This is a genomic window from Pseudarthrobacter sp. fls2-241-R2A-168, from assembly GCF_030209335.1.
Classification (GTDB): Bacteria; Actinomycetota; Actinomycetes; order Actinomycetales; family Micrococcaceae; genus Arthrobacter.
Genome location: NZ_JARVSG010000021.1, coordinates 1 through 18,697 on the forward strand (window position 1 = coordinate 1; position 18,697 = coordinate 18,697).

At 65.5% G+C, this 18,697-nt stretch carries 20 protein-coding genes; 5 read left to right on the forward strand and 15 right to left on the reverse strand.

Annotated features, from left to right (window positions below; all coding sequences use genetic code 11):
- Both QRN11_RS13585 and QRN11_RS13590 read right to left on the reverse strand, forming a co-directional pair.
- On the reverse strand, nt 1–797 hold a 797-nt coding region (locus QRN11_RS13585), incomplete at its 3' end, for a lyase family protein (RefSeq protein ID WP_285251397.1).
- Between the two features lie 147 nt (nt 798–944).
- Nucleotides 945–1,673 carry a FadR/GntR family transcriptional regulator gene (locus QRN11_RS13590; protein WP_142060810.1) on the reverse strand — a complete coding sequence of 243 codons (729 nt, stop codon included), beginning with the start codon at nt 1,671–1,673 and terminating at the stop codon, nt 945–947.
- A gap of 259 nt (nt 1,674–1,932) precedes the next feature.
- On the opposite strand from QRN11_RS13590, the gene QRN11_RS13595 reads away from it, so the two are divergent.
- Nucleotides 1,933–2,688, forward strand: a complete 756-nt coding sequence (locus tag QRN11_RS13595; protein ID WP_285313186.1) for a ZIP family metal transporter — start codon at nt 1,933–1,935, stop codon at nt 2,686–2,688.
- A 160-nt stretch (nt 2,689–2,848) separates the two neighbouring features.
- Nucleotides 2,849–3,037 (forward strand): hypothetical protein, encoded by a 189-nt coding sequence (locus QRN11_RS13600; RefSeq protein WP_285313187.1) that lies wholly within the window; start codon nt 2,849–2,851, stop codon nt 3,035–3,037.
- A 253-nt stretch (nt 3,038–3,290) separates the two neighbouring features.
- Here the strand turns inward: QRN11_RS13600 and QRN11_RS13605 are convergent, their stop codons facing one another.
- From QRN11_RS13605 to QRN11_RS13635, 8 genes are all read right to left on the reverse strand, one after another.
- The gene (locus QRN11_RS13605) at nt 3,291–3,797 is read right to left on the reverse strand and encodes a DUF2231 domain-containing protein (protein WP_285313188.1); all 507 of its coding nucleotides are present in this window, start codon (nt 3,795–3,797) and stop codon (nt 3,291–3,293) included.
- Entirely contained in the window at nt 3,797–5,689 is a 1,893-nt protein-coding gene (locus QRN11_RS13610; protein ID WP_285313189.1) for a glycoside hydrolase family 15 protein, read from the reverse strand. The genes QRN11_RS13605 and QRN11_RS13610 overlap by 1 nt, the downstream gene beginning before the upstream one ends.
- Nucleotides 5,686–6,162 (reverse strand): hypothetical protein, encoded by a 477-nt coding sequence (locus QRN11_RS13615; RefSeq protein WP_142060800.1) that lies wholly within the window; start codon nt 6,160–6,162, stop codon nt 5,686–5,688. The genes QRN11_RS13610 and QRN11_RS13615 overlap by 4 nt, the downstream gene beginning before the upstream one ends.
- A gap of 141 nt (nt 6,163–6,303) precedes the next feature.
- On the reverse strand, nt 6,304–6,825 hold the full coding sequence (locus tag QRN11_RS13620; RefSeq protein WP_285313190.1) for a GNAT family N-acetyltransferase: 522 nt from the start codon (nt 6,823–6,825) through the stop codon (nt 6,304–6,306).
- Between the two features lie 28 nt (nt 6,826–6,853).
- Nucleotides 6,854–7,147, reverse strand: coding sequence for a biotin synthase auxiliary protein BsaP (gene bsaP, locus QRN11_RS22635; protein ID WP_502935035.1), 294 nt, complete (start codon nt 7,145–7,147; stop codon nt 6,854–6,856).
- Nucleotides 7,144–8,223 carry a biotin synthase BioB gene (gene bioB, locus QRN11_RS13625; protein ID WP_285313191.1) on the reverse strand — a complete coding sequence of 360 codons (1,080 nt, stop codon included), beginning with the start codon at nt 8,221–8,223 and terminating at the stop codon, nt 7,144–7,146. The genes bsaP and bioB overlap by 4 nt, the downstream gene beginning before the upstream one ends.
- A 131-nt stretch (nt 8,224–8,354) precedes the next feature.
- A complete protein-coding gene (locus QRN11_RS13630; protein ID WP_285313192.1) occupies nt 8,355–9,341 on the reverse strand; it encodes an aldo/keto reductase in 987 nt (328 codons plus the stop codon).
- 85 nt (nt 9,342–9,426) lie between these two features.
- Nucleotides 9,427–10,647, reverse strand: a complete 1,221-nt coding sequence (locus QRN11_RS13635; RefSeq protein ID WP_285313193.1) for an MFS transporter — start codon at nt 10,645–10,647, stop codon at nt 9,427–9,429.
- Between the two features lie 102 nt (nt 10,648–10,749).
- On the opposite strand from QRN11_RS13635, the gene QRN11_RS13640 reads away from it, so the two are divergent.
- Nucleotides 10,750–11,322: a TetR/AcrR family transcriptional regulator gene (locus tag QRN11_RS13640; protein ID WP_285313194.1), complete on the forward strand. Its 573-nt coding sequence runs from the start codon at nt 10,750–10,752 to the stop codon at nt 11,320–11,322.
- Nucleotides 11,323–11,369: 47 nt separating this feature from the next.
- Here QRN11_RS13640 and QRN11_RS13645 read toward each other — a convergent pair whose 3' ends face one another.
- Nucleotides 11,370–11,876 carry a methyltransferase family protein gene (locus QRN11_RS13645; RefSeq protein ID WP_285313195.1) on the reverse strand — a complete coding sequence of 169 codons (507 nt, stop codon included), beginning with the start codon at nt 11,874–11,876 and terminating at the stop codon, nt 11,370–11,372.
- A gap of 123 nt (nt 11,877–11,999) precedes the next feature.
- On the reverse strand, nt 12,000–14,291 hold the full coding sequence (gene katG, locus QRN11_RS13650; protein WP_285313196.1) for a catalase/peroxidase HPI: 2,292 nt from the start codon (nt 14,289–14,291) through the stop codon (nt 12,000–12,002).
- 348 nt (nt 14,292–14,639) lie between these two features.
- On the opposite strand from katG, the gene QRN11_RS13655 reads away from it, so the two are divergent.
- Complete coding sequence (locus QRN11_RS13655) at nt 14,640–15,995, forward strand: MFS transporter (protein ID WP_285313197.1); 1,356 nt, start codon at nt 14,640–14,642, stop codon at nt 15,993–15,995.
- An 89-nt stretch (nt 15,996–16,084) separates the two neighbouring features.
- Here QRN11_RS13655 and QRN11_RS13660 read toward each other — a convergent pair whose 3' ends face one another.
- The 3 genes from QRN11_RS13660 to QRN11_RS13670 all read right to left on the reverse strand — a co-directional run bounded on the left by QRN11_RS13660 (nt 16,085) and on the right by QRN11_RS13670 (nt 17,511).
- Nucleotides 16,085–16,405, reverse strand: a complete 321-nt coding sequence (locus QRN11_RS13660) for a DMT family transporter (protein WP_285313198.1) — start codon at nt 16,403–16,405, stop codon at nt 16,085–16,087.
- Nucleotides 16,402–16,758 (reverse strand): DMT family transporter, encoded by a 357-nt coding sequence (locus tag QRN11_RS13665; protein ID WP_285313199.1) that lies wholly within the window; start codon nt 16,756–16,758, stop codon nt 16,402–16,404. The genes QRN11_RS13660 and QRN11_RS13665 overlap by 4 nt, the downstream gene beginning before the upstream one ends.
- Nucleotides 16,759–16,872: 114 nt before the next feature.
- Complete coding sequence (locus QRN11_RS13670) at nt 16,873–17,511, reverse strand: isochorismatase family protein (protein ID WP_285313200.1); 639 nt, start codon at nt 17,509–17,511, stop codon at nt 16,873–16,875.
- A gap of 137 nt (nt 17,512–17,648) precedes the next feature.
- On the opposite strand from QRN11_RS13670, the gene QRN11_RS13675 reads away from it, so the two are divergent.
- Complete coding sequence (locus QRN11_RS13675; protein ID WP_285313201.1) at nt 17,649–18,599, forward strand: GlxA family transcriptional regulator; 951 nt, start codon at nt 17,649–17,651, stop codon at nt 18,597–18,599.
- The last annotated feature ends 98 nt before the right edge of the window (nt 18,600–18,697 follow it).

Sequence of the window (18,697 nt, forward strand, 5' to 3'; positions counted from 1 at the left end):
AGGTGCCGGCAGGCTGCTGCGGCGTAGCCGGTGGGGGCGTTCAGGCCGGTGCCGATGGCGGTGGCGCCGACGTTGATTTCGTGGATGAGCAGTTCGGCTTCGGCGAGGCGGAGCCGGTCTTCGCCGATGGTGATGGCGTAGGTGCCGAATTCCTGGCCCAGGGTCATGGGCACGGCGTCCTGGAGCTGGGTGCGGCCCATTTTGACGATGGTGCGGAATTCGAGGGCTTTGGCGGCGCAGGCTTCTTCGAGTCCGGCCAGGGCGTCGAGCAGTTCGCGGGCGGCGAAGATGGTGCCCAGCTTCACCGCGGTGGGGTAGACGTCGTTGGTGGACTGGGAGAGGTTGACGTGGTCGTTGGGGTGCAGCCGGGCGTAGTCGCCCTTGGGGTGGCCCAGGATTTCCAGGGCGCGGTTGGCGATGACTTCGTTGGCGTTCATGTTCGAGGACGTTCCGGCGCCGCCCTGGATGACGTCCACCACGAACTGGTCGGCCAGCCGGCCGTTCAGGACGTCCTGGCAGGCTTGTTCGATGGCGTCGGCGCGTTCGGAGTCCAGGAGGCCGAGTTCGCGGTTGGTGCGGGCCGCGGCGAGTTTGACCGCTGCCAGGCCGCGGACCAGGTGCATGTTCGAGGACAGTTTCTGCCCCGTGATGGGAAAGTTCTCCACGGCCCGGAGCGTGTGCACACCCCAGTACGCCCCGGCCGGAACATCCCGGTCCCCCAGCAAATCATGCTCAGACCGGACAGGTGCGGGTGCGAGGTCCGGGATGGTGCTGGCGGGGGAGTGCGGAGTGGTCAAGGTGTCCTCTAAGTCTTGGGGTGCCGCCGGGGTTGGCCGGAGGCATGGATGTAGTACGGAGTGAAGGCGCGCGGAAGCCACACCGGATGGCGGCACGCGAAGTAGCTGGTGGTTTTGGTCGGGATGGGAGAGTTGGCGGGGGCGCAGTTAGCCGGTAAGGCCCGCCCCGGATTTCCCGCCGCCCGGGATGACGGTGCCCAGGGCACACTCCACCCCGTGCAGATGCATGGTCATGGCCTGCGATGCGTCCTCGGCCGAACCGCGTTCGATGGCCTCGAAGATGCGTGCATGCTCTTCACCCGATTCCTTGCGCCGGTCGGCTACAAGGTTGAGGGTGTTGGACTGGTTGGCCATGGCCTCACAAATGTCCGAGAGGAAGGATTCGAAGACGCCGTTTCCGCTGGAGCGGGCGATGGTCACATGGAATTCGGTATTCAGCTGGACCCACTGCTGCAGGTCTTTCGCTTCAGACATTTCGCGCAGTATTTCCCGTAGCGCTTCCAGGTCCTCACTGGTGCGCCGTTGGGCGGCAAGCCCGGCGGCGGGAACCTCCACATGGGGACGGGCCTCCACGAGCGCACTTGCGGAGTACTTCCCGAGCTTGAGGTCCTGCGCCACTTTGTCAGCGATGACGAAGGTGCCTTTTCCGGTGTGGGTGGCAGTCAGTCCGAGGGCGGTGCAGGAACGTAGTGCTTCGCGGACCATGGTGCGGCTGACACCGTACTGTTTGGCCAGCGAGGCTTCGGAGTCCAGGCGGGTGCCTACCGGAATCTTGCCTGCTTCGATGGCACCGCGGAGGGAAGCAAAAACCGCTTCGGCCGCACCAACGCGTACCACCGGTTCTTGTCTAGCTGTCCAGCTGTCCAACAGGTCCATGTAACGAGCATGGCATCAGTCGCGGGGTGTGTCAATGAAGCCGCGGCAATGTTGCGTGCGGTGGTGGCGTCCTCCGTGCGACGGCGGGTGGCTGTTGCTGCAGGAACGCTGCAGCAACACGCGGCCAGGCGCACCTCCCGGCCCGCCTTCCGGTCCCGGTTTCCGGCCTGTACTACGCTGGGCTTTTTGAGGCTTGCCGGCTCCTGTGTTGGCGGCTGTGTGAGACAGGCTCCGCGAGTGGGCCGGGAAGCGGGAACACGTGCCGGTATGGGTTCAGGCGCTGCTGTGGGGAACTGCTGCCGGTGCGGCCCTGGTCCTGGGAGCCGCGTTGTCCTGGCGGTGGAACCTGCCGCCCAAGCTGGTGTCCTCCATCATGTCCTTCGGCGCCGGCGTACTGATTTCTGCCCTGGCCTTCGAGCTGGTGGACGAGGCTGTGCAGGGCGGCGGACTGTGGCCCACCGTGGTGGGGTTCCTGGCAGGGGCCGTGGTGTACGTGGGCGCCAACATGCTGCTGGCCAAGGCTGGGGCGAAACACCGCAAGCGCTCCGGGGACCAGCAGCCCTCCGAATCCGAGGACCCCGGCAGCGGCACGGCCATTGCTGTGGGCGCATTGCTGGACGGTGTCCCGGAATCCGTGGTGCTCGGCGTGGGCATGCTGGCCGGGGGAGTGGTGAGCCCGGCCATGATGGCAGCGGTGTTCATCTCCAACGTTCCCGAGGGGCTTTCCGGGACGGCCGGCATGAAGAAGGCCGGCAGGAGTGCTGGATATGTCTTCGGTATGTGGGGCGGGATCGCGCTGCTGTGCGGCGTGTCCTCGCTGATTGGCTATGCAGCACTGGAGAACGCACCGGGCGAAGTTGTTGCGCTCATTACCGCAGTGGCCGCAGGAGGAATCCTGGCGATGCTCGCGGACACCATGATCCCGGAGGCCTTCGAGCAGCACCACAACCTCACCGGACTCACGGCCTCGGTGGGGTTCCTGACCGCCTTCACCGTGCACCACCTCGGAGGATAAAGCGCGACGGTGGAACGCGGCACTGTGCTGCGTCCCGCCGTCGGCAATTGCCATGTACCGAACGTCGGAGGCTAGTGGCGCACACAATTTCTTGTCTCGTGCCGGAGCCTTTCTGCCTCAGGACTGTTAGCGTGGAGGCCCGGCCATTGAAGGAGGAACAATGACGATCAACTCACCCGACGCCCTTCCTGAGGACGAGCCGCAGGGCGGCGCAGAGGGTGCCCAAGGGAAGAACGACGGCGGCATCCCCGGCGGTGCGGACGGCGTGGGAATCGGTGCCGATGGGGAGCCGAACACCTTCGAACCCGAAGAGGACCCGGACGCAACCGATAGGCCCGAGTCCGACTGACCCATCTGTCTGCTGGCGCTGCCCGTCTGATCGCGCTCCCGCAGACGTGGGCCACGGCGGCAGTCTGGCTCAAGGTTCCATCAAGAATCGCGCAGCCAGGCCAAAATCACCGGCTGGCATGGTTACCAGCCGGTAGATTTCTCTCTGTTTCCACGTTATTTCCCCCAACACGGAAGCAAAGAAAGCCCCCGCGCTGGAGTTCAACTCGCGCGGGGGCTTTCGTCATTTTCCGCCCGGCAGCGTGGGCGCGCGTCTACACGAACCCTTCGCCCTGCGTCTTTTCGTCGGCGACCCTGACGTCGTAGTGGTAGGCGAGCTTCCCGCCAAGGTAGCCCGAGGCGCCGACGACCAGATAGCCCACCACGCTGAGGATGAACGGAACGAGCGCGAAGTCCTCCTTGGCGGACCCCAGCCGAAGGAAGAAGCTCACCGCAAACAGTGCCACGGCGGTGAGGTTGAGGGACATGTGGATGAGGGCTGTCCGGTGCGCGGGTGTTCCGCCGGCAAGGGTCGCAAAATCCATGAGGCCAAAGACGGCGGCGGCCAGTGCGCCGACGATACCGATCCCCACCAGCCACTGGGCCCCGATAAGGAAGGGCTTGTCGTCGCTGCCGAACAGCGCCACGACGTCGAACACGAGGCTCGCTGTCCAGGCGCCGATGGGGATGGTCACCAGTGTGGGGTGGAGCGGGTGTCCATAGGGTCCGGCCAAGGGGCTTTTAGGGTGCTTGGACCGCTGGTGGGCTGTGAGGTTTTCCATCATTGCTCCTTTTCTCTCTGTGTGTCATCGGTTGGCGGCTGGGGATGGGGCACAGTATCGCGGAGGGCCAGCGCGGCCTGGACCAGGGCAGAGTGGGTGAGCGCCTGCGGAAAATTGCCCAGGAAGCTGCCCGACGCCGGATCCATCTCCTCGCTGAAAAGCCCCAGCGGCGAGGCCTTCTCCAGCACGGCCTCGAACAGGGCAACGGCGTCTTTGTGCTGACCGGTGTTCGCCAGCGCTTGGACCAGCCAGAACGAGCAGGGCAGGAATGCCCCCTCCGTTCCGGGAAGGCCGTCCTGTCCGGGCGGATAACGGTAGAGCAGCGGGAATCCGGCGGACAGTTCCGTGCGAATGGCCTCGACTGTTCCCGCCAGGCGGGGTGAACCGGGTTCTTCCAGGCCCGTGAGCGGCAGCACCAGCAGGGCAGCGTCCAGGTCCTCAGAACCATACGTGCGCATGTAAGAGTTCCTGGCGGGGTCGTAGCCCCGCTCCCGCACCTGTGCGGCAATGCGGCTGCGTGTGGTTTCCCAGCGGAGCCGCCGCCGCTTGCCCACATGGTGCGTCGCCGCGATGCGGAGGGCACGATCCAGCGCAAGCCAGGCCATGACTTTGGAGTGGACGTGCTGGGCGGCGTCGCCGCGGACTTCCCAGATCCCGGCGTCGGGCGCTTCCCAGGTGGCGGCAACCAGATCCGCGAAGCCGCGCATCGCGCGCCAGGTCTCCGAGTTCAGCCTGCGTCCCCGCTCCACAAAGGCCCAGGCGGCGTCCAGCACCCAGCCGTAACCGTCGAGCTGGTGCTGGGTGGCCGCTAGGTTTCCAGTCCTCACCGGACTGCTTTGGGCGTAGCCCGGCCAGCGGGACAGGTTCCGCTCTTTCGGGACACGACCTCCGGTCAGCGTCAGGAGCGCAGGCAGATGGGGCCGCTGCAACCGGCTCGCGTGCAGGAGCCAGCCGAGGAAGTCCTCGGCCTCGCGCGTTTTGCCGGCCCGCAGGAAGGCGCCGACGCCGATGCTTGCGTCACGGGGCCAGGCGTACCTGTAGTCCCAGTTGCGGATACCGCCGGGGTCCTCGGGCAGCGAGGTGGTGGGAGCCGCCACCGGAGCCCCGGAGGGGGAGTAGGTCAGCAGGCGGAGCGTGAGCAGGCTGCGCACCACCGCGGTATGGAACGGGATGGCTGTGTCGATCTCCTCCGCCCAGGTCCGCCAGCATGCTTCATCCCGGCCCACGAGGTCCCAGGCAGTGGCCGGGTCTACGTGGATCAGTGGTTCACCGTAAGCCAATGAAAGGACAAGGGTCAGCGGTTCTTCCGGGGTGATCTCAAAGGTCAGTAGCCGCCCCGGCACAACATCGAGGCGGGGGCTTGTGGCCAGTGAAACAGCCAGCGGACCCCACTCGCAGACGATGTCCCGGCCTTGGCGGACGCGCGGTTGTCGGTGCTGCTCGCCAAGCCGCGGGTCAAACAGCACAGAGGCCCGGACGGGAGATCCTTCCGCGGCCAGCCGCCGGACCAGAATGGTGGTGGGCAACAACTGGCCCGCCACTTCCGCGATCATGGCTTCAGTGAGGGTCAGCCGCCCGTTGCCCGTGGCCCATACCGTTTGCAGGGTTGCCGTGTTGTGGCGGTAGCTTCGCGAAATCACTGCCGCAGGCCCGGCCGGACCCGCCAGGAAGCGACCCGCCTCCGGTCCTCCCAGCAAGGCACCAAAGAGGGGCTCGCCGTCGAACGCGGGAGCACAAAGCCAGTCCACCGATCCGTCAACGGAGACAAGCGCGGCTGTCCGCGTGTCGCCCAGGAGCCCGTAGTCCGCGATGGGTGTGGGCCTTGACTTGACCGCGGCTTCGGCGGGCCGCTCGCATGGCAACGGGGCGGGGTCCAGGTGGTCCAGGCTCATCGTGCCCCCAGGAGGAGCCCCAGCACGGCGCCGTAGATGACGTGGGCCACCACGGCAACGGCCGGCGTCTGGATGCCGTAATTCAGGGCCAGCAGGCCCGGTGGTTCCAGCGCCGCTGTGGTGGTGAGTCCTGCCCTGGTGGAGGCCATCCTTGGATGGATCCCGGGCAGCAGGGGCAGGATGACCGTCAGCGCAACGCCGACGTGGAGGAGTCCCAGCAGGGCCCCGAGCCACCAGGTTGCCTGGTGCAGGAGAGCGAAGACGGCGGCGTAGCCCAGGGCAAATGCCTGCCCCGCGGCGAGGTGGATGAAGAAGCCTGCCACCCGTGCCTTATCCGGGTCTGGGGTGACCAGCGTCCCGAGGACCAGCGGCAGGTCGAGGCGGGTGAGCCCGGCCATCTGGGCGGCAATCATGACGGCGGTCAGCACGGAGGTTGCCACCAGCCCGAACAGCGCCCAGCCCTGCCAGTCCATGTCAGCTCACCCGGCCTGGGCGCGTCAGCGCCGGATGCCGGATCCACATAAACGGACCCCGCCACAGCATCGTGAACTCCTTCTAAAAGTAGGTTCTCTAATTTTAGAAGCGCGGGCGGGTATTAGACAAGGAGTGCTTTTTTAGGACCCGGTTCCGATCCAGTAGCGGCGCTTGCCGTTGCGGCTGTCCTCGTAGGTTCCGCCGTTCTTTTCGATGGTGGCCCGGGAGCCGGCGTTGTCCTCGCTGCAGGTCACGAGCACCCGGGGGATTCCCAGCCCGCCGGCCAGGGGGATGGCGTCAGCCAAAGCCTGTGCGGCGTGGCCTCGCCGCCTGGCCGATGGCCTGACGCTGTAGCCGATGTGCCCGCCCTCGTTCAGGAGGTACTCGGTCAGTTCATGCCTGATGGCCAGGGAGCCAAGGAACGTGCCGCCGTCCACGATCCACAGATAGGTGCAGGGCACCATGCCGGGCTTCCTGGGGCTTTCGGGCAATGCATCGCTGACAAGGGTGTCCACGAAGCGGCGGAATCCACCGGCATCCTTGAGTTCATCCGGGTCCCAGCCGTCCGTGCCCGACCCGTCCTGCCGGGTGCCAGCGAACTCGGCAGCTGCTTCGAGCCAGGACGAGTGGAGTTTTACGTCGGGAGCGACAAGTTGGGCCATCACAAGATCCTACGTTTCGGGCTGCTCCCTAGGAGGCAAGCATTCCGTGCCGGGAGCATTCGGCCGTCCAGCCCAGCGGTGTCACCTGGACTTTCATGCGCCGCCGGCACAAGCCGCAGTAGCGGGGCGGCTCCATCGCCAGACGCTCGCGGCAGCGTTGGTGAACGTCCGACGGCGGGTGATCGCCGCCGTCGTAAGCCTCGCCGCAGTGCCGGCAAAAGTCTCCGGGCCAAGGGACCACGGCGGCGAGGGACCCCGCCTGAGCTTGCGAAGGCTGGGAGCCGGCGGGGACCTGGGAGGTTAGGGAGCGGTGGGGATTCATAGGGTCTTCTGGAGTTCCTTGATGGGCATGTTGAGGTCCACGAGCAGGGTCAAGTCTGCGGTGGCGGGACGGCCCAGGGTGGTGAGGTAGTTGCCCACGATGACGGCGTTGATTCCGCCGAGCAGGCCGTCGCGCGTGCCGAGGTCACCCAGAGTGAGTTCACGGCCCCCGGCGTACCGGAGCACGGTGCGGGGCATGGCCAGGCGGAAGGCGGCGATGGCGCGGAGGGCATCCTTGCCGTCCATGATGCCCTGGTTTTCCAGCGGGGTTCCGGGGCGGGGGTTGAGGAAGTTGAGCGGGACTTCGTGGGGTTCCAGGGCGGCGAGCTGGGCGGCGAGTTCGGCCCGCTGCTCCAGACTTTCACCCATGCCGATCAGGGCGCCGCAGCACAGTTCCATGCCGGCGTCCTTGACCATGGCGCAGGTTTCCAGGCGTTCCTCGTAGGTGTGGGTAGTCACGACTTTGGGGAAGTAGCTGCGCGCTGTTTCGAGGTTGTGGTTGTAGCGGTGGACGCCCCAGTCCTTGAGCTGGTCCACCTGGCGTTGGGTGAGCATGCCCAGTGAGCAGGCGATGTTGATGTCCACTTCTTCATTGATGCGGTCGATGGCGAACTTGATCTGGTTCATCAGCTTGATGTCCGGGCCGCGGACCGCGGCGACGATGCAGAACTCGGTAGCTCCGGTGGCGGCGGTTTCCTTGGCGGCTTTGACCAGTTCCGGGATATCCAGCCAGACGCCGCGGACGGGCGAGTCGAACAGGCCGGACTGGCTGCAGAAGTGGCAGTCCTCTGGGCAGCCGCCGGTCTTGATGGAGATGATTCCTTCCACCTCCACGTCCTCGCCGCAGTGCCGGAGCCGGACCTGGTGCGCCAGCTCGAGCGCGGCCGGAAGTGCTTCATCCGGGAGGCGGAGGATCTCTTCGAGCTGGGCCTGGGTCAGGCCAATGCCGTCCTCCAGAACCTGCCGGCGGGCGGTCTCCAGGATCTGGTTGCCCTTGCCTTGGTAGCCCTTGCTTTGGTGCCCGTTGCCGGCGTTCGCGGAGGTCGGGCTGGTGGGCACGTTCGCCTGAATCGTCATGGATGGGTCCTTTGCGTTTGCCGTGGAAATGCCTCACAGCAGACGCTAGTTCTCCCCACGGGCCGCCATTTTGGAGGGATTCAACAAGAATCTTCTTGCTCAGGCGTGCGGCCAGCTTCTGTCGGTGCTGGTCAGGACGGGATCAGCCCGCGCTTCTGCAGGTCCTGCCACAACTCCTCGGGAACCTCTGCGGCCACCCGCTCGGCGCTTTGGCTGATCTGTTCCGGCTTGCTGGCTCCCACGGTGACGTTGACGACGGCGGGGTGGCGGAAGGGGAACTGGATGGCCGCGGTGGGAAGTTCCACGCCGTGGTCGTTGCAGACTCGAGCCAGTTGCCTGGCGCGTTCCAGGATCTCTTCGCTGGCCTGGGAGTAGTTGTAGTGCGCATCGGAAGGCAGGTCGGACTTGGCGAGGATGCCGGAGTTGTAGACGCCGACACTCACCACGCCGGTGCCCAGCTCCAGGCAACGGTCCAGCAGGCCCCCGCCAGGACGGCCGTCCGAGCCGGGCTGCTCCAGCATCGTGAACCTGCCGGCCAGCATCAGGAAGTCCAGGTCTGCCGCTTCCACGCATTCAAGGGCTGCGCCGGCAGTGTTGGTGCCGACGCCGATGGCGCGGACGAGACCCTCGGCCCGGACTTTCTCCAGGGCAGGCAGCGCCGACTTCACGGCGTCTTCCATGCTGTACACGTCGGGATCATGCAGGTAGGCGATGTCGATGTAGTCCAGGCCCAGCCGTTCCAGCGAGTCTTCGATGCTGCGCCTCACCCCGGCCTCTGAAGGATCCCACTCGCGCCTCAGAACAGCGGGCACATCGAAGCCCTCCGGATCCCGTGCATCTTCGGTTGCAGGCGACGGCACCAGGACCCTGCCCACCTTGGTGGAGAGGACGAATTCCCCCCGTGGTTTCTCCGCCAGGGCCTCGCCCATTCGCCGCTCGGACAGGCCCAGCCCGTAATGCGGTGCTGTATCGAAGTAGCGGATCCCGGAATCCCACGCCGCCTCCAAAGTTTCAGTCGCCTGCTCATCGGAGATGGCGCGGTACAGGTTGCCCACCCCGGTGCCCCCGAAGCCAAGGCGGCCAAGCCGGTCCCGCAATCGCCCGTTGTCCTGGTTCACAGCTCGGCTCCTTCTCCTTTGGGCCACGATGGCAGGAGCCTAAATTCGCAGGGTTGGCGGTGTCAACGACAGCAGGAACTTCAGGTCAGGCGGCAGAACCCGCTGGGACTGGTTTGGGCGCCCTGTCCTGCCGCATCCGTGCGGCCTGGATGACGGTGCCCATGGCTGCGAAAGCCATGATGACTGCGGCGTAGGACTGCAGGGTGGGAACCAGTCCGAGGAGGGGCACGAGCTGGCCGGCGATGATCAACGGGACGCTGAAGGCAAGGTACGCGGTGGCGTAGATACCGGAGAAGACGCCGGCGCGCTGGTGCGGCTGGATGTGCGGGGCGATCAGCCGAAGCTGGCCGCCGAACGAACCACCAAAGCCGATACCGCCCAGCACCGCACCAACCCAGACGGCGGGCAGCCAGGTTTCGTTGATTCCGAGAAGGACCAGGACTATGCCGGCGAGGATGAGGATCACGCCCAGGAGGGTGCTGCGCCGTGCAGGGTGCCGGGCAAACATGAAACTTGAAACCGCCGCCGCGAACGGGCCGAGGAATGAGGTGAACCCAGCTGCCAGACCGCCCTCCACGGCGAAGTGGAGCCGGAGCACCGCGGGGGAAAGCCCCAGGAAGAGCGCCGGGAACATCCAGCCGGCGATGTGCACCGGAATACCGGCATAGAACTCGCCCCGGATACCGGCGGGGAGTTCAAGGCGCGGGGTGAGTGACCGGAGAGCGCCCGGCCGTTTTGCAGTTGTTTCACGGGTGCGGCCAACAAAAGCAATGGCTAGCACCATGACTCCGCTGAGGGCCGCGAAAAGGAGTGTGTTGGCGTCCGGGTTGAACTGGACCGCAACTCCAGCCAGCAGCGCACCGATGCCCAGGCCTCCAGCCACCGAGGCTCCCGCCAGGGCGCCGGCGAATTTCTTCAGGTGGGCGGGTGCTTGCTCAACGATGGCCGCGTTGAAGGCGCTGGTGGCCAGCCCGGTGGCCAGGCCCTGAAGGGCGCGGGCCAGGATCAGCCAGGTGATGCTTGGGGCAAACAGGAACACCAGCATGGAAGCCAGTTCTCCGTACAGGGCGGCGAGCATCACCGGCCGGCGGCCGATGTGGTCCGAGAGTGAACCGCCCACCAGGAGGGAGGCCAGCAGCCCTAACGCATAAATCGAGAAGGCGATGGTCAGGGTTCCCGCAGAGAATCCCCATTCCTGCTGACGGAGTGAGAGGAGCGGTGTTGGGGCACCAGCGGCGAAAAAGAACGCAGCAAAAACTGCGGCCAGTCCCGCGAAGGATAAACGGGGTGAGAGCAGACGGGGCAAGATGAGTCTCCTTAGACAGAACGGTCTAACAAGAACCAGTTAGACAGATCGGTACAAGCAAGTCAAGCTGTTTTAGACAGATCTGTCTGATAAACTCCTTCTATGACTTCCACCCGAGTCCCGGCCCGTCAGCGCCTCCTCGAAGCAGCGGACAAATTGTTCTATGCCGAGGGCGTCCACACTGTGGGGATCGACCGGGTTATCGAAGAGGCCGGGGTCGCGAAGGGCTCACTCTTCTACAACTTCTCCGGCAAGGACGAGCTCGTGGCCGCCTATCTCGCCAGCCGTGACCAGCGCCGGCGTGACCGGATCGCACGGTACCAGCAAGGCCTGGAAGATCCGGTCGAGAAACTGCTCGCCATGTTTGACGCTCTGCAGGAGGCCGTCAGCGAGCCCGGCTACAAAGGCTGCGCGTTTGCCAATGCGAATGCTGAAGCGCTGCCGGGCAGTGTTGAGGCCAAAGCCCTGCGTGCTTTCCGTGACTGGCTCAGCAACATGCTCCTGGCGCTGTCCGAGGAAGCCGGTTTTGCTGATGCTCCCGGCGTTTCGGCCCGCCTCGGCCTGCTCTACGACGGTGCGGTGGCAAATTCGCAGCTCGACGCGCACACGGACGCGGTCCGGTTGGCCAAGGAACTCGCTTCGTTGGTCCTGGAAACCTCACCAAAACTGTCCTGAGCAAGCCCGGCGGGGAGAAGAAAGACTCGAACCGCGGCTGCCTGCTGTCACCCCCGCCACGGCGTTAACCGCGGCCACCATCCCGGGACGTTGCGCTTGTAGTCAAGGTACTGCTCGCCGTAGGTCTCAGCGAGGGTGGGCTCCTCGTAGCCCAGCACAAACGTGACCACCGCGGTGAGGGCAATCGCGGCATAGAGCACCAGCCACCAGCTGCCGAACAGCAGCGCCTGGCCCAGGATGATGGCGAGCACCGCGAGGTACATCGGATTTCGCACATGCCGGTAGGCGCCGGTGACCACGAGTGTCTCAGTTGGAGCGACCGGCGCGGGCGTCCCTCGGTGCAGGGCAAACAGCGCGAAGGCATGCAGAAGGAAAGCCACTCCAAGGAATATTGCGATCCAGGCAACCGGCACCACCCAGGCGGCGCCTCTCCAGTCATGCCGGCGCCAGCCGGAAATGAGCCACGGGATGAAACCCGCAACGATGCCCGGCGCAAGGAACAGGAACAGGATGGTGCCGATCCACGCGCGTGCGGAAGGTGCTGATTGCGCCATAAGCGTCAGGCTAATCCGCTTCCTCGCACCGCGCGAGGGTGCGTTGACTGTGATGGAGCAGAACTGAGTCCGGGCGGGCTGCAAAAGTGCAGCCCGCCCGGACGCGTCCGTACTACAAAGGACTTACTTCAGGTCGAAGCGGTCCAGCTCCATGACCTTGACCCACGCCGCCACGAAGTCGTTGACGAACTTCTCCCCGGCGTCGTCGCTGGCGTAGACCTCGGACAGTGCCCGGAGCTGGGAGTTGGAACCGAACACCAAGTCCACGGGGGTTGCCGTCCACTTCAGTTCGCCGGTGGCAACATCGGTGATCTCGTAGACGTTCTCCTCCGACTCGGATGCCTTCCACTTGGTGCCGGGGGACAGGAGGTTGACGAAGAAGTCGTTCGTCAACACCTGTGGCCTGTCGGTGAGGACGCCGTGATTGGAGCCGCCCACATTGGTGCCGAGGGCGCGCATGCCGCCGATGAGCGCCGTCATTTCCGGAGCCGAGAGGTCCAGCAGGTACGCCTTGTCCAGCAGGAGCGTCTCCGGCTGGAGCTTCTCGCCGGGGCGCACGTAGTTCCGGAACCCGTCCGCCCGCGGCTTCAGGTACTGGAAGGACTCGACGTCGGTCTGGTCCTGGGCTGCATCGGTGCGGCCTGGACGGAACGGCACAGTGACGGGGAACCCGGCGTCGCTCGCCGCCTTCTCCACCGCGGCACAGCCGCCGAGGACGATCAAGTCCGCGAGCGACACCTGTCCGTTGGTTTGGGACGAGTTGAACTCCTCCTGCACTCTCTCGATGGCCTGCAACGCCGTCGAAAGCTGCTCGGGCTCGTTCACCTCCCACCCGCTCTGGGGCTCCAGACGGATGCGGGCACCATTCGCCCCGCCTCGCTTGTCGGTCTTGCGGTAAGTTGAGGCGGCGGCCCAGGCTGTGGTGGCCAGTTGGGAGACGGACAGACCGGAGTCCAGGAGCTTTGCCTTGAGCGAGGCGATGTCCTGCTCGCCGATCAACTCGTGGTTCACGGTGGGGATGGGGTCCTGCCACAGCTGGGCTTCAGGAACCCAGGGTCCGAGCATGTGCGGGCCAACAGGTCCCATATCGCGGTGCAGCAGCTTGTACCAGGCCTTGGCAAAGGCGAGCTGGAACTCGTCCGGGTTCTTTAGGAAGCGCCGCCCGATCTCCTCGTAGGCCGGGTCGAAGCGCAGCGACAGGTCCGTGGTCAGCATGGTGGGCCGGTGCTTTTTCTCCGGGTCGTGAGCGTCCGGGATGATCTCCGGGGCATCCTTGGCGACCCACTGGTGGGCGCCGGCGGGGCTCTTGACGAGCTCCCACTCGTACTCGAACAGGATCTCCAGGAAGCGGCTGCTCCACTGGGTGGGCCGGTCCGTCCAGGTGACTTCGAGGCCGGAGGTGATGGTGTCGCCGCCCTTGCCGCTGCCGTAGGTGCTGAGCCAGCCAAGCCCCTGGGCTTCGAGGTCGGCACCTTCCGGTTCGGGGCCAACGTGGGCATCGGCATCACCGGCGCCGTGGGTCTTGCCAAAGGTGTGGCCGCCGGCGATCAGCGCGAAAGTCTCTTCGTCGTTCATCGCCATCCGTTTGAAGGTCTCGCGGATAAACGCTGCCGCCAGCTTGGGATCCGGGTTGCCCATGGGGCCCTCGGGGTTGACGTAGATCAGGCCCATCTCGGTGGAGCCCACGTCCTCGGACATCTGGCCTTCGCCGATGTAGCGCTCGTCGCCGAGCCAGGTGTCCTCAGGCCCCCAGAAAATCTCTTCGGGCTCCCAGACGTCCTCACGGCCGAAGGCGAAACCAAAGGTCTTAAAGCCCATGGACTCCAGGGCCACGTTGCCCGCGAGGACCAGCAGATCCGCCCAGGAAAGCTTCTGGCCGTACTTCTGCTTGACCGGCCACAGCAGCCGCCGTGCCTTGTCCAGGTTGGCGTTGTCCGGCCAGCTGTTCAATGGGGCAAAGCGCTGGCTGCCGTCGCCTGCGCCGCCGCGGCCGTCGTGGACGCGGTAGGTTCCGGCCGCATGCCAGCTCAGCCGGATCATCAGGCCGCCGTAGTGGCCGAAGTCTGCGGGCCACCAGTCCTGGGACGTGGTGAGGACCTCGGTGATGTCCTGCTTGAGGGCCTCGACGTCGAGCTTTTGGAACTCCTCGCGGTAATTGAACGACGGGCCCAGCGGGTTGCCCGCCGGGTGGTTGGAGTGCAGCACGGAGAGGTCCAGCTGGTTGGGCCACCAGTCCGCGACCGTCCGCGGGCGGTGCCCCTTGGGCTCGGGGGAGTCAATGGCCGGGTTTTCACTCTCGCTGCCGTGCGAGGTGACGCTGCCGTGGTCCACCGGGCACCCGCCCTCGGCCTTGCTGTCCAGGCCTTGCGCGCTTCCCGGGGTGGGGACCGGAGGATGGTCCTGTGGATCGGTCATGTGCTTCCTTCCCTATGGCCGAGGCCGTGGAGCGGACTCGGGCAGCCGGTTCAACCTTCCCATTTGACCATGAGAGGGTGCCCGGAGGAGAGCCCCTTAAGCCATTCGAGAACCGGCGGATTTTCTTCTTGCGGAACCGCGGAAATGCCCTTCAGGTGGCTGCCGCACGGGCGGCCACAGGGGGCTTTGACGTGTCGCCCATCACTCGATAGAATTTATGAAACGATTCAAGAAACCCCGGCAGATAAGAAACTGCCTGTCCCGTGCCACCCCGCCAGCAGTCACGAGAAAAGCCCCAGCCGGAAAGACTTCCGGTTCTTTGCCAAAGACGCCGAAGGAAACCAGCGCATGACCACCATTCCCGCCGCGGACACCCCCCGAAAGCTCGACGCCGGCCATCAAGGCAGGGATCCAAAGAAGGCCGCGATGAGCGGCTGGATCGGCGGCGCCCTCGAGTACTACGACTTTGCCCTGTACTCGCTCGCTGCGACGCTGGTCTTCCCGGCCATCTTCTTCCCCTCGGGAAACCCCACCGTGGCGATCATCGCCTCGCTGGCGACGTACGCCGTCGGATATGTTTCCCGTCCAGTGGGCGCGATCGTCCTGGGCGCCATCGGTGACAAGCACGGCCGCAAAAACGTCCTCGTTTTCGCGATGCTGCTCATGGGGTTCGCCACCTTCGCCGTGGGACTCTTGCCTACCTATGGCCAGGTGGGCCTCCTCGCGCCCGCCCTGCTGGTGATCCTCCGCCTCATCCAGGGCTTCGCCGTCGCCGGCGAATTGGGCGGAGCCAGCGCAATGATCGTTGAGCATTCCCCGGACGCCCGGCGCGGCTTCTTCGCGAGCTTCAGCCTGCAGGGAACCCAGGTGGGCTCCATCCTGGCCACCGCTGTGCTGCTTCCCCTGTCCGCGTTGCTTCCCAAGGACCAGTTCGAGACGTGGGGCTGGCGCATCCCGTTCCTGCTCAGCGCCTTCGTGATCCTGGCCGGATACATCATCCGCCGCCGGGTCCAGGAACCGCCGGCCTACCTCGCGCAGTCCGAAGCGGGCCAGGTAAAGCGCCGCTTCCCGCTGCTTGACCTGATGCGGACCCATCCGCGCGTCCTGATCCGCTGCATCATCATGACCTTCACCAACGTGGTGGGCATGGCCACCCTGATCTTCGGCGTCTCGTACGCCACACAGAAGGGCTACGGCATTGGATTCTCCAGCAGCGAGTTCCTCTGGGTAACGCTCGTGGCCAACATCGCCGCCGTCATCACCATCCCCGTCTTCGGCGCCCTGTCCGACAAAATCGGCCGTAAAACGCTGATGATTGCCGGCGGCCTGGGCGGCGGTCTCCTGACCTGGGGCTACCTGTGGGCCATCGACCAGCGGAGCCTGTTCCTCGTCTTTGCCTGCGTCCTGATCGTGCAGGGCATCTTCTTCCAGATGTGGAACGCCACGTTCGCCACCTTCTTCCAGGAGCAGTTCCCCATGCGGATCCGGGTGACCGGATTTGCCGTATCCCAGAACGTCGGCCTGATGATCGCCTCGTTCTTCCCGAGCATCTTCACGGCAGTGGCACCTCCGGGTTCCACCAACGTCCCGATGGTGATCGGCATGATCACCTTCGGTATCTCCCTGGCCGCCGCGCTGGCCACCTTCCTGTCCTCGGACACCAGGGGCAAGTCCCTTGAGGACCTTGAGGCGCAAAAAGCCTGACAGCAAACGTACGACGCCGTTGCCCGCCTGTGCGGGCGGCGGCGTCGTTGCGTTGGTGCCCACCGCCGTCGTCAGGACTAATCATGGCCCTAGTGTGTCGCGCCGAGCTCGATGAGCAGGACGCCGCCGATGATCAGGCCCAGCCCGAGCATCATCACAGGGGTGATCGTCTCTTTGAAGAAGATACGGCTGGCCAGGGCAGTCAGTGCGACGCCGGCTGCTGCCCAGATGCCGTAGGCCACTCCGAGGCTCATGCCCTGGTCCAGGGTCAGGGTGAGGAGCGTGAACGCCAGGACGTACCCGACGGCGACCGGCAGGTACCAGCGCCGCTTGCCGGTGGAAGCGACGCGCAGGAAGAGGGTGGCGGTCACCTCGGTGAGGATGGCCCCTGCCAGCAGCAGCCACATCATGAGCTCACCATTTCTTGTTCCGGTTCTTGTGCCGGCTCCTTGTGCGACCCGAGTTCAACGCACAGCACTCCGCCAATGACCATCGCGACGCCGATCATCATCACCGGGGTCAGCGCCTCGCCAAAGAAAAGGGCGGCCAGCAGCACCGTGAGTGTCACTCCCAGCGCGGCCCAGATGCCGTAGGCAACCCCCAGGCCAAGGCCTTTGCGGAGGACCGCTGCGAGGAAGCCAAAGGATGCGGCGTAGCCCGCAACCACAACGACGAAGAACACGGGGTTGTCCAGGGCTGCTTTCAGGGAAAGGGATGCCGTCACCTCACTCAGGATCGCGCCGGCGAGAAGAATCCACTTCATGTAAGCAGTCCTTGATATCCGGTGGGGCTTGGTCCCCGTGTTTGCAACGGCGCGGTTGCTGGGGATGTTCCCGGGCCTCGCGCCGCAAGCAGGCTGGGAGGCCCGGGCCGTCGTTTAGGCCTGGGGGACGAGTTCCGAGCCGGCGATGGCGGAGCTGCCAAGATCACTGCCTGCGAGGGCATGCCCGGTGTTCAGGGCGTTGGTCCAGGTAGCGGTATCGGCCACGGCTGCCCAGTTCGAGTTCAGCAGCGTAAGGAGCGTGGTGTGCACGGTCTTGGCGTCGGCGAAGCCTGCCTCATTCGCCAGGTTGATGGCGCCGGTGGCGTCGGAGAGGACCTCGGTGCTGAAGCCGAGGAACTCTGCCTCCACGGCGGAGGCGAGCACGCAGTTGTTGGTCATGTAGCCGGCCAAGGTGACCGTGTCGACGTCGTGCTGCCGCAGCCATTCAGCGAGGTCCGTGCCGGCGTAGACGGAGCCGTACTGCTTGACCAGTGACTTCCATTCGGTGGTTTTGCGGCGTTCAATCTCTGGGTGCAGCTCGAAGCCCGGCGTGCCGGGCGCAAAAACCGGCGCACCAACGCCAGCGGTGTGCTGGATGACGGCAACGGGAATGCCCGCGGCGGTGGCAGCGTCGATGGCCCGTGCGATGGTGGGCAGGGACTCCTGGTGCGGCGGGTACTGGATCTCGAGGGGGCCGCTGAAGTACTGCTGCTGCACGTCGATGAGGATGAGGGCGCGGCGGGGGCTGGTCATGTTCTTGTTTCTCCCTGGGTTTCTCTTTACTGCCTTTTGGCGACGTTTCCAGTCTTCCCGCTGCCCATGCCCGGCACCAGTGGCACGAAGGCAAATGTACGATGGATTTGGGCCAAGGGTAGGGAGAGGGGCATTTTTTGAGGATCGCCGTATACGCCTTTGATGGGGCGACAATGTTCCACCTGGCTGTTCCACAGATGGTTTTTGACGAGGTGGCCCGCCAGGGCCTTGCCAACTGGAAGACTGTCCTCTTTTCCGAGCAGGCAGGCGGAATCACCACCGCTGAGGGCTACCGGCTGGGCGAGGTAAGAGGGCCGGAGGCCGCGGAAGAAGCGGACGTGGTGGTGGTGCCTTCATGGTTCGACGACGGGCGCGTCCCCAGTGATTCGCTGCGGCAGGTGCTCCAAAGGGCACACGGGCGCGGGGCCCCGATTTTGGGGTTGTGCCTGGGTGCGATCCCCGTAGCCGACGCCGGCCTGCTCGCGGGCCGCCGGGCCGTTACGCACTGGCAGGCATTCGACTCGCTGGCCGTTCGGCACCCCGATGTCCCGCTCGACCAATCTGTCCTTTACATCGACCACGGCGACGTCCTGACTTCCGCCGGCACTGCCTCCGCGTTGGACGCCTGCCTGCACCTCGTGCGCGCCAAGCTGGGAGCGGAAGCCGCGAACCACGTGGCACGCAGCCTGGTCATCGCCCCGCACCGGGAGGGCGGACAGGCGCAATACATCGAGCACCCCGTGCCGGAGCGCTCCACAGATGACCCGATCTCGCGCCTGCTCGAATGGGCGCTGGGCCGCCTGGGCGAACCGCTGACCATTGACCGGTTGGCGGCCCAGGCGCACCTGAGCCGCCGCACCTTTGTCCGCGCCTTCCGGGCAGCTACCGGGACCACGCCGGCGGCCTGGATCCGGGCCCGCCGCCTCGGCGCCGCCCGGCGGCTGCTCGAGACAACAGACCTGTCGATCGACCAGGTCTCCGCCGACTGCGGCTTTGGCAACGCGGTCACCCTGCGTCAAAACTTCGCCGCCGCCTTTTCCACAACGCCCACGGAGTACCGGCGGCGCTTTGACGCGCGGCTTGGGTAATCACACGGCAAATGCCAGTGCTGCCTTCAAGCGGTGGCTTGAAGACAGCACTGGCGTTTATGTCGACGACCTCGGGCTCAGAAGGGCCTATGAGTCAC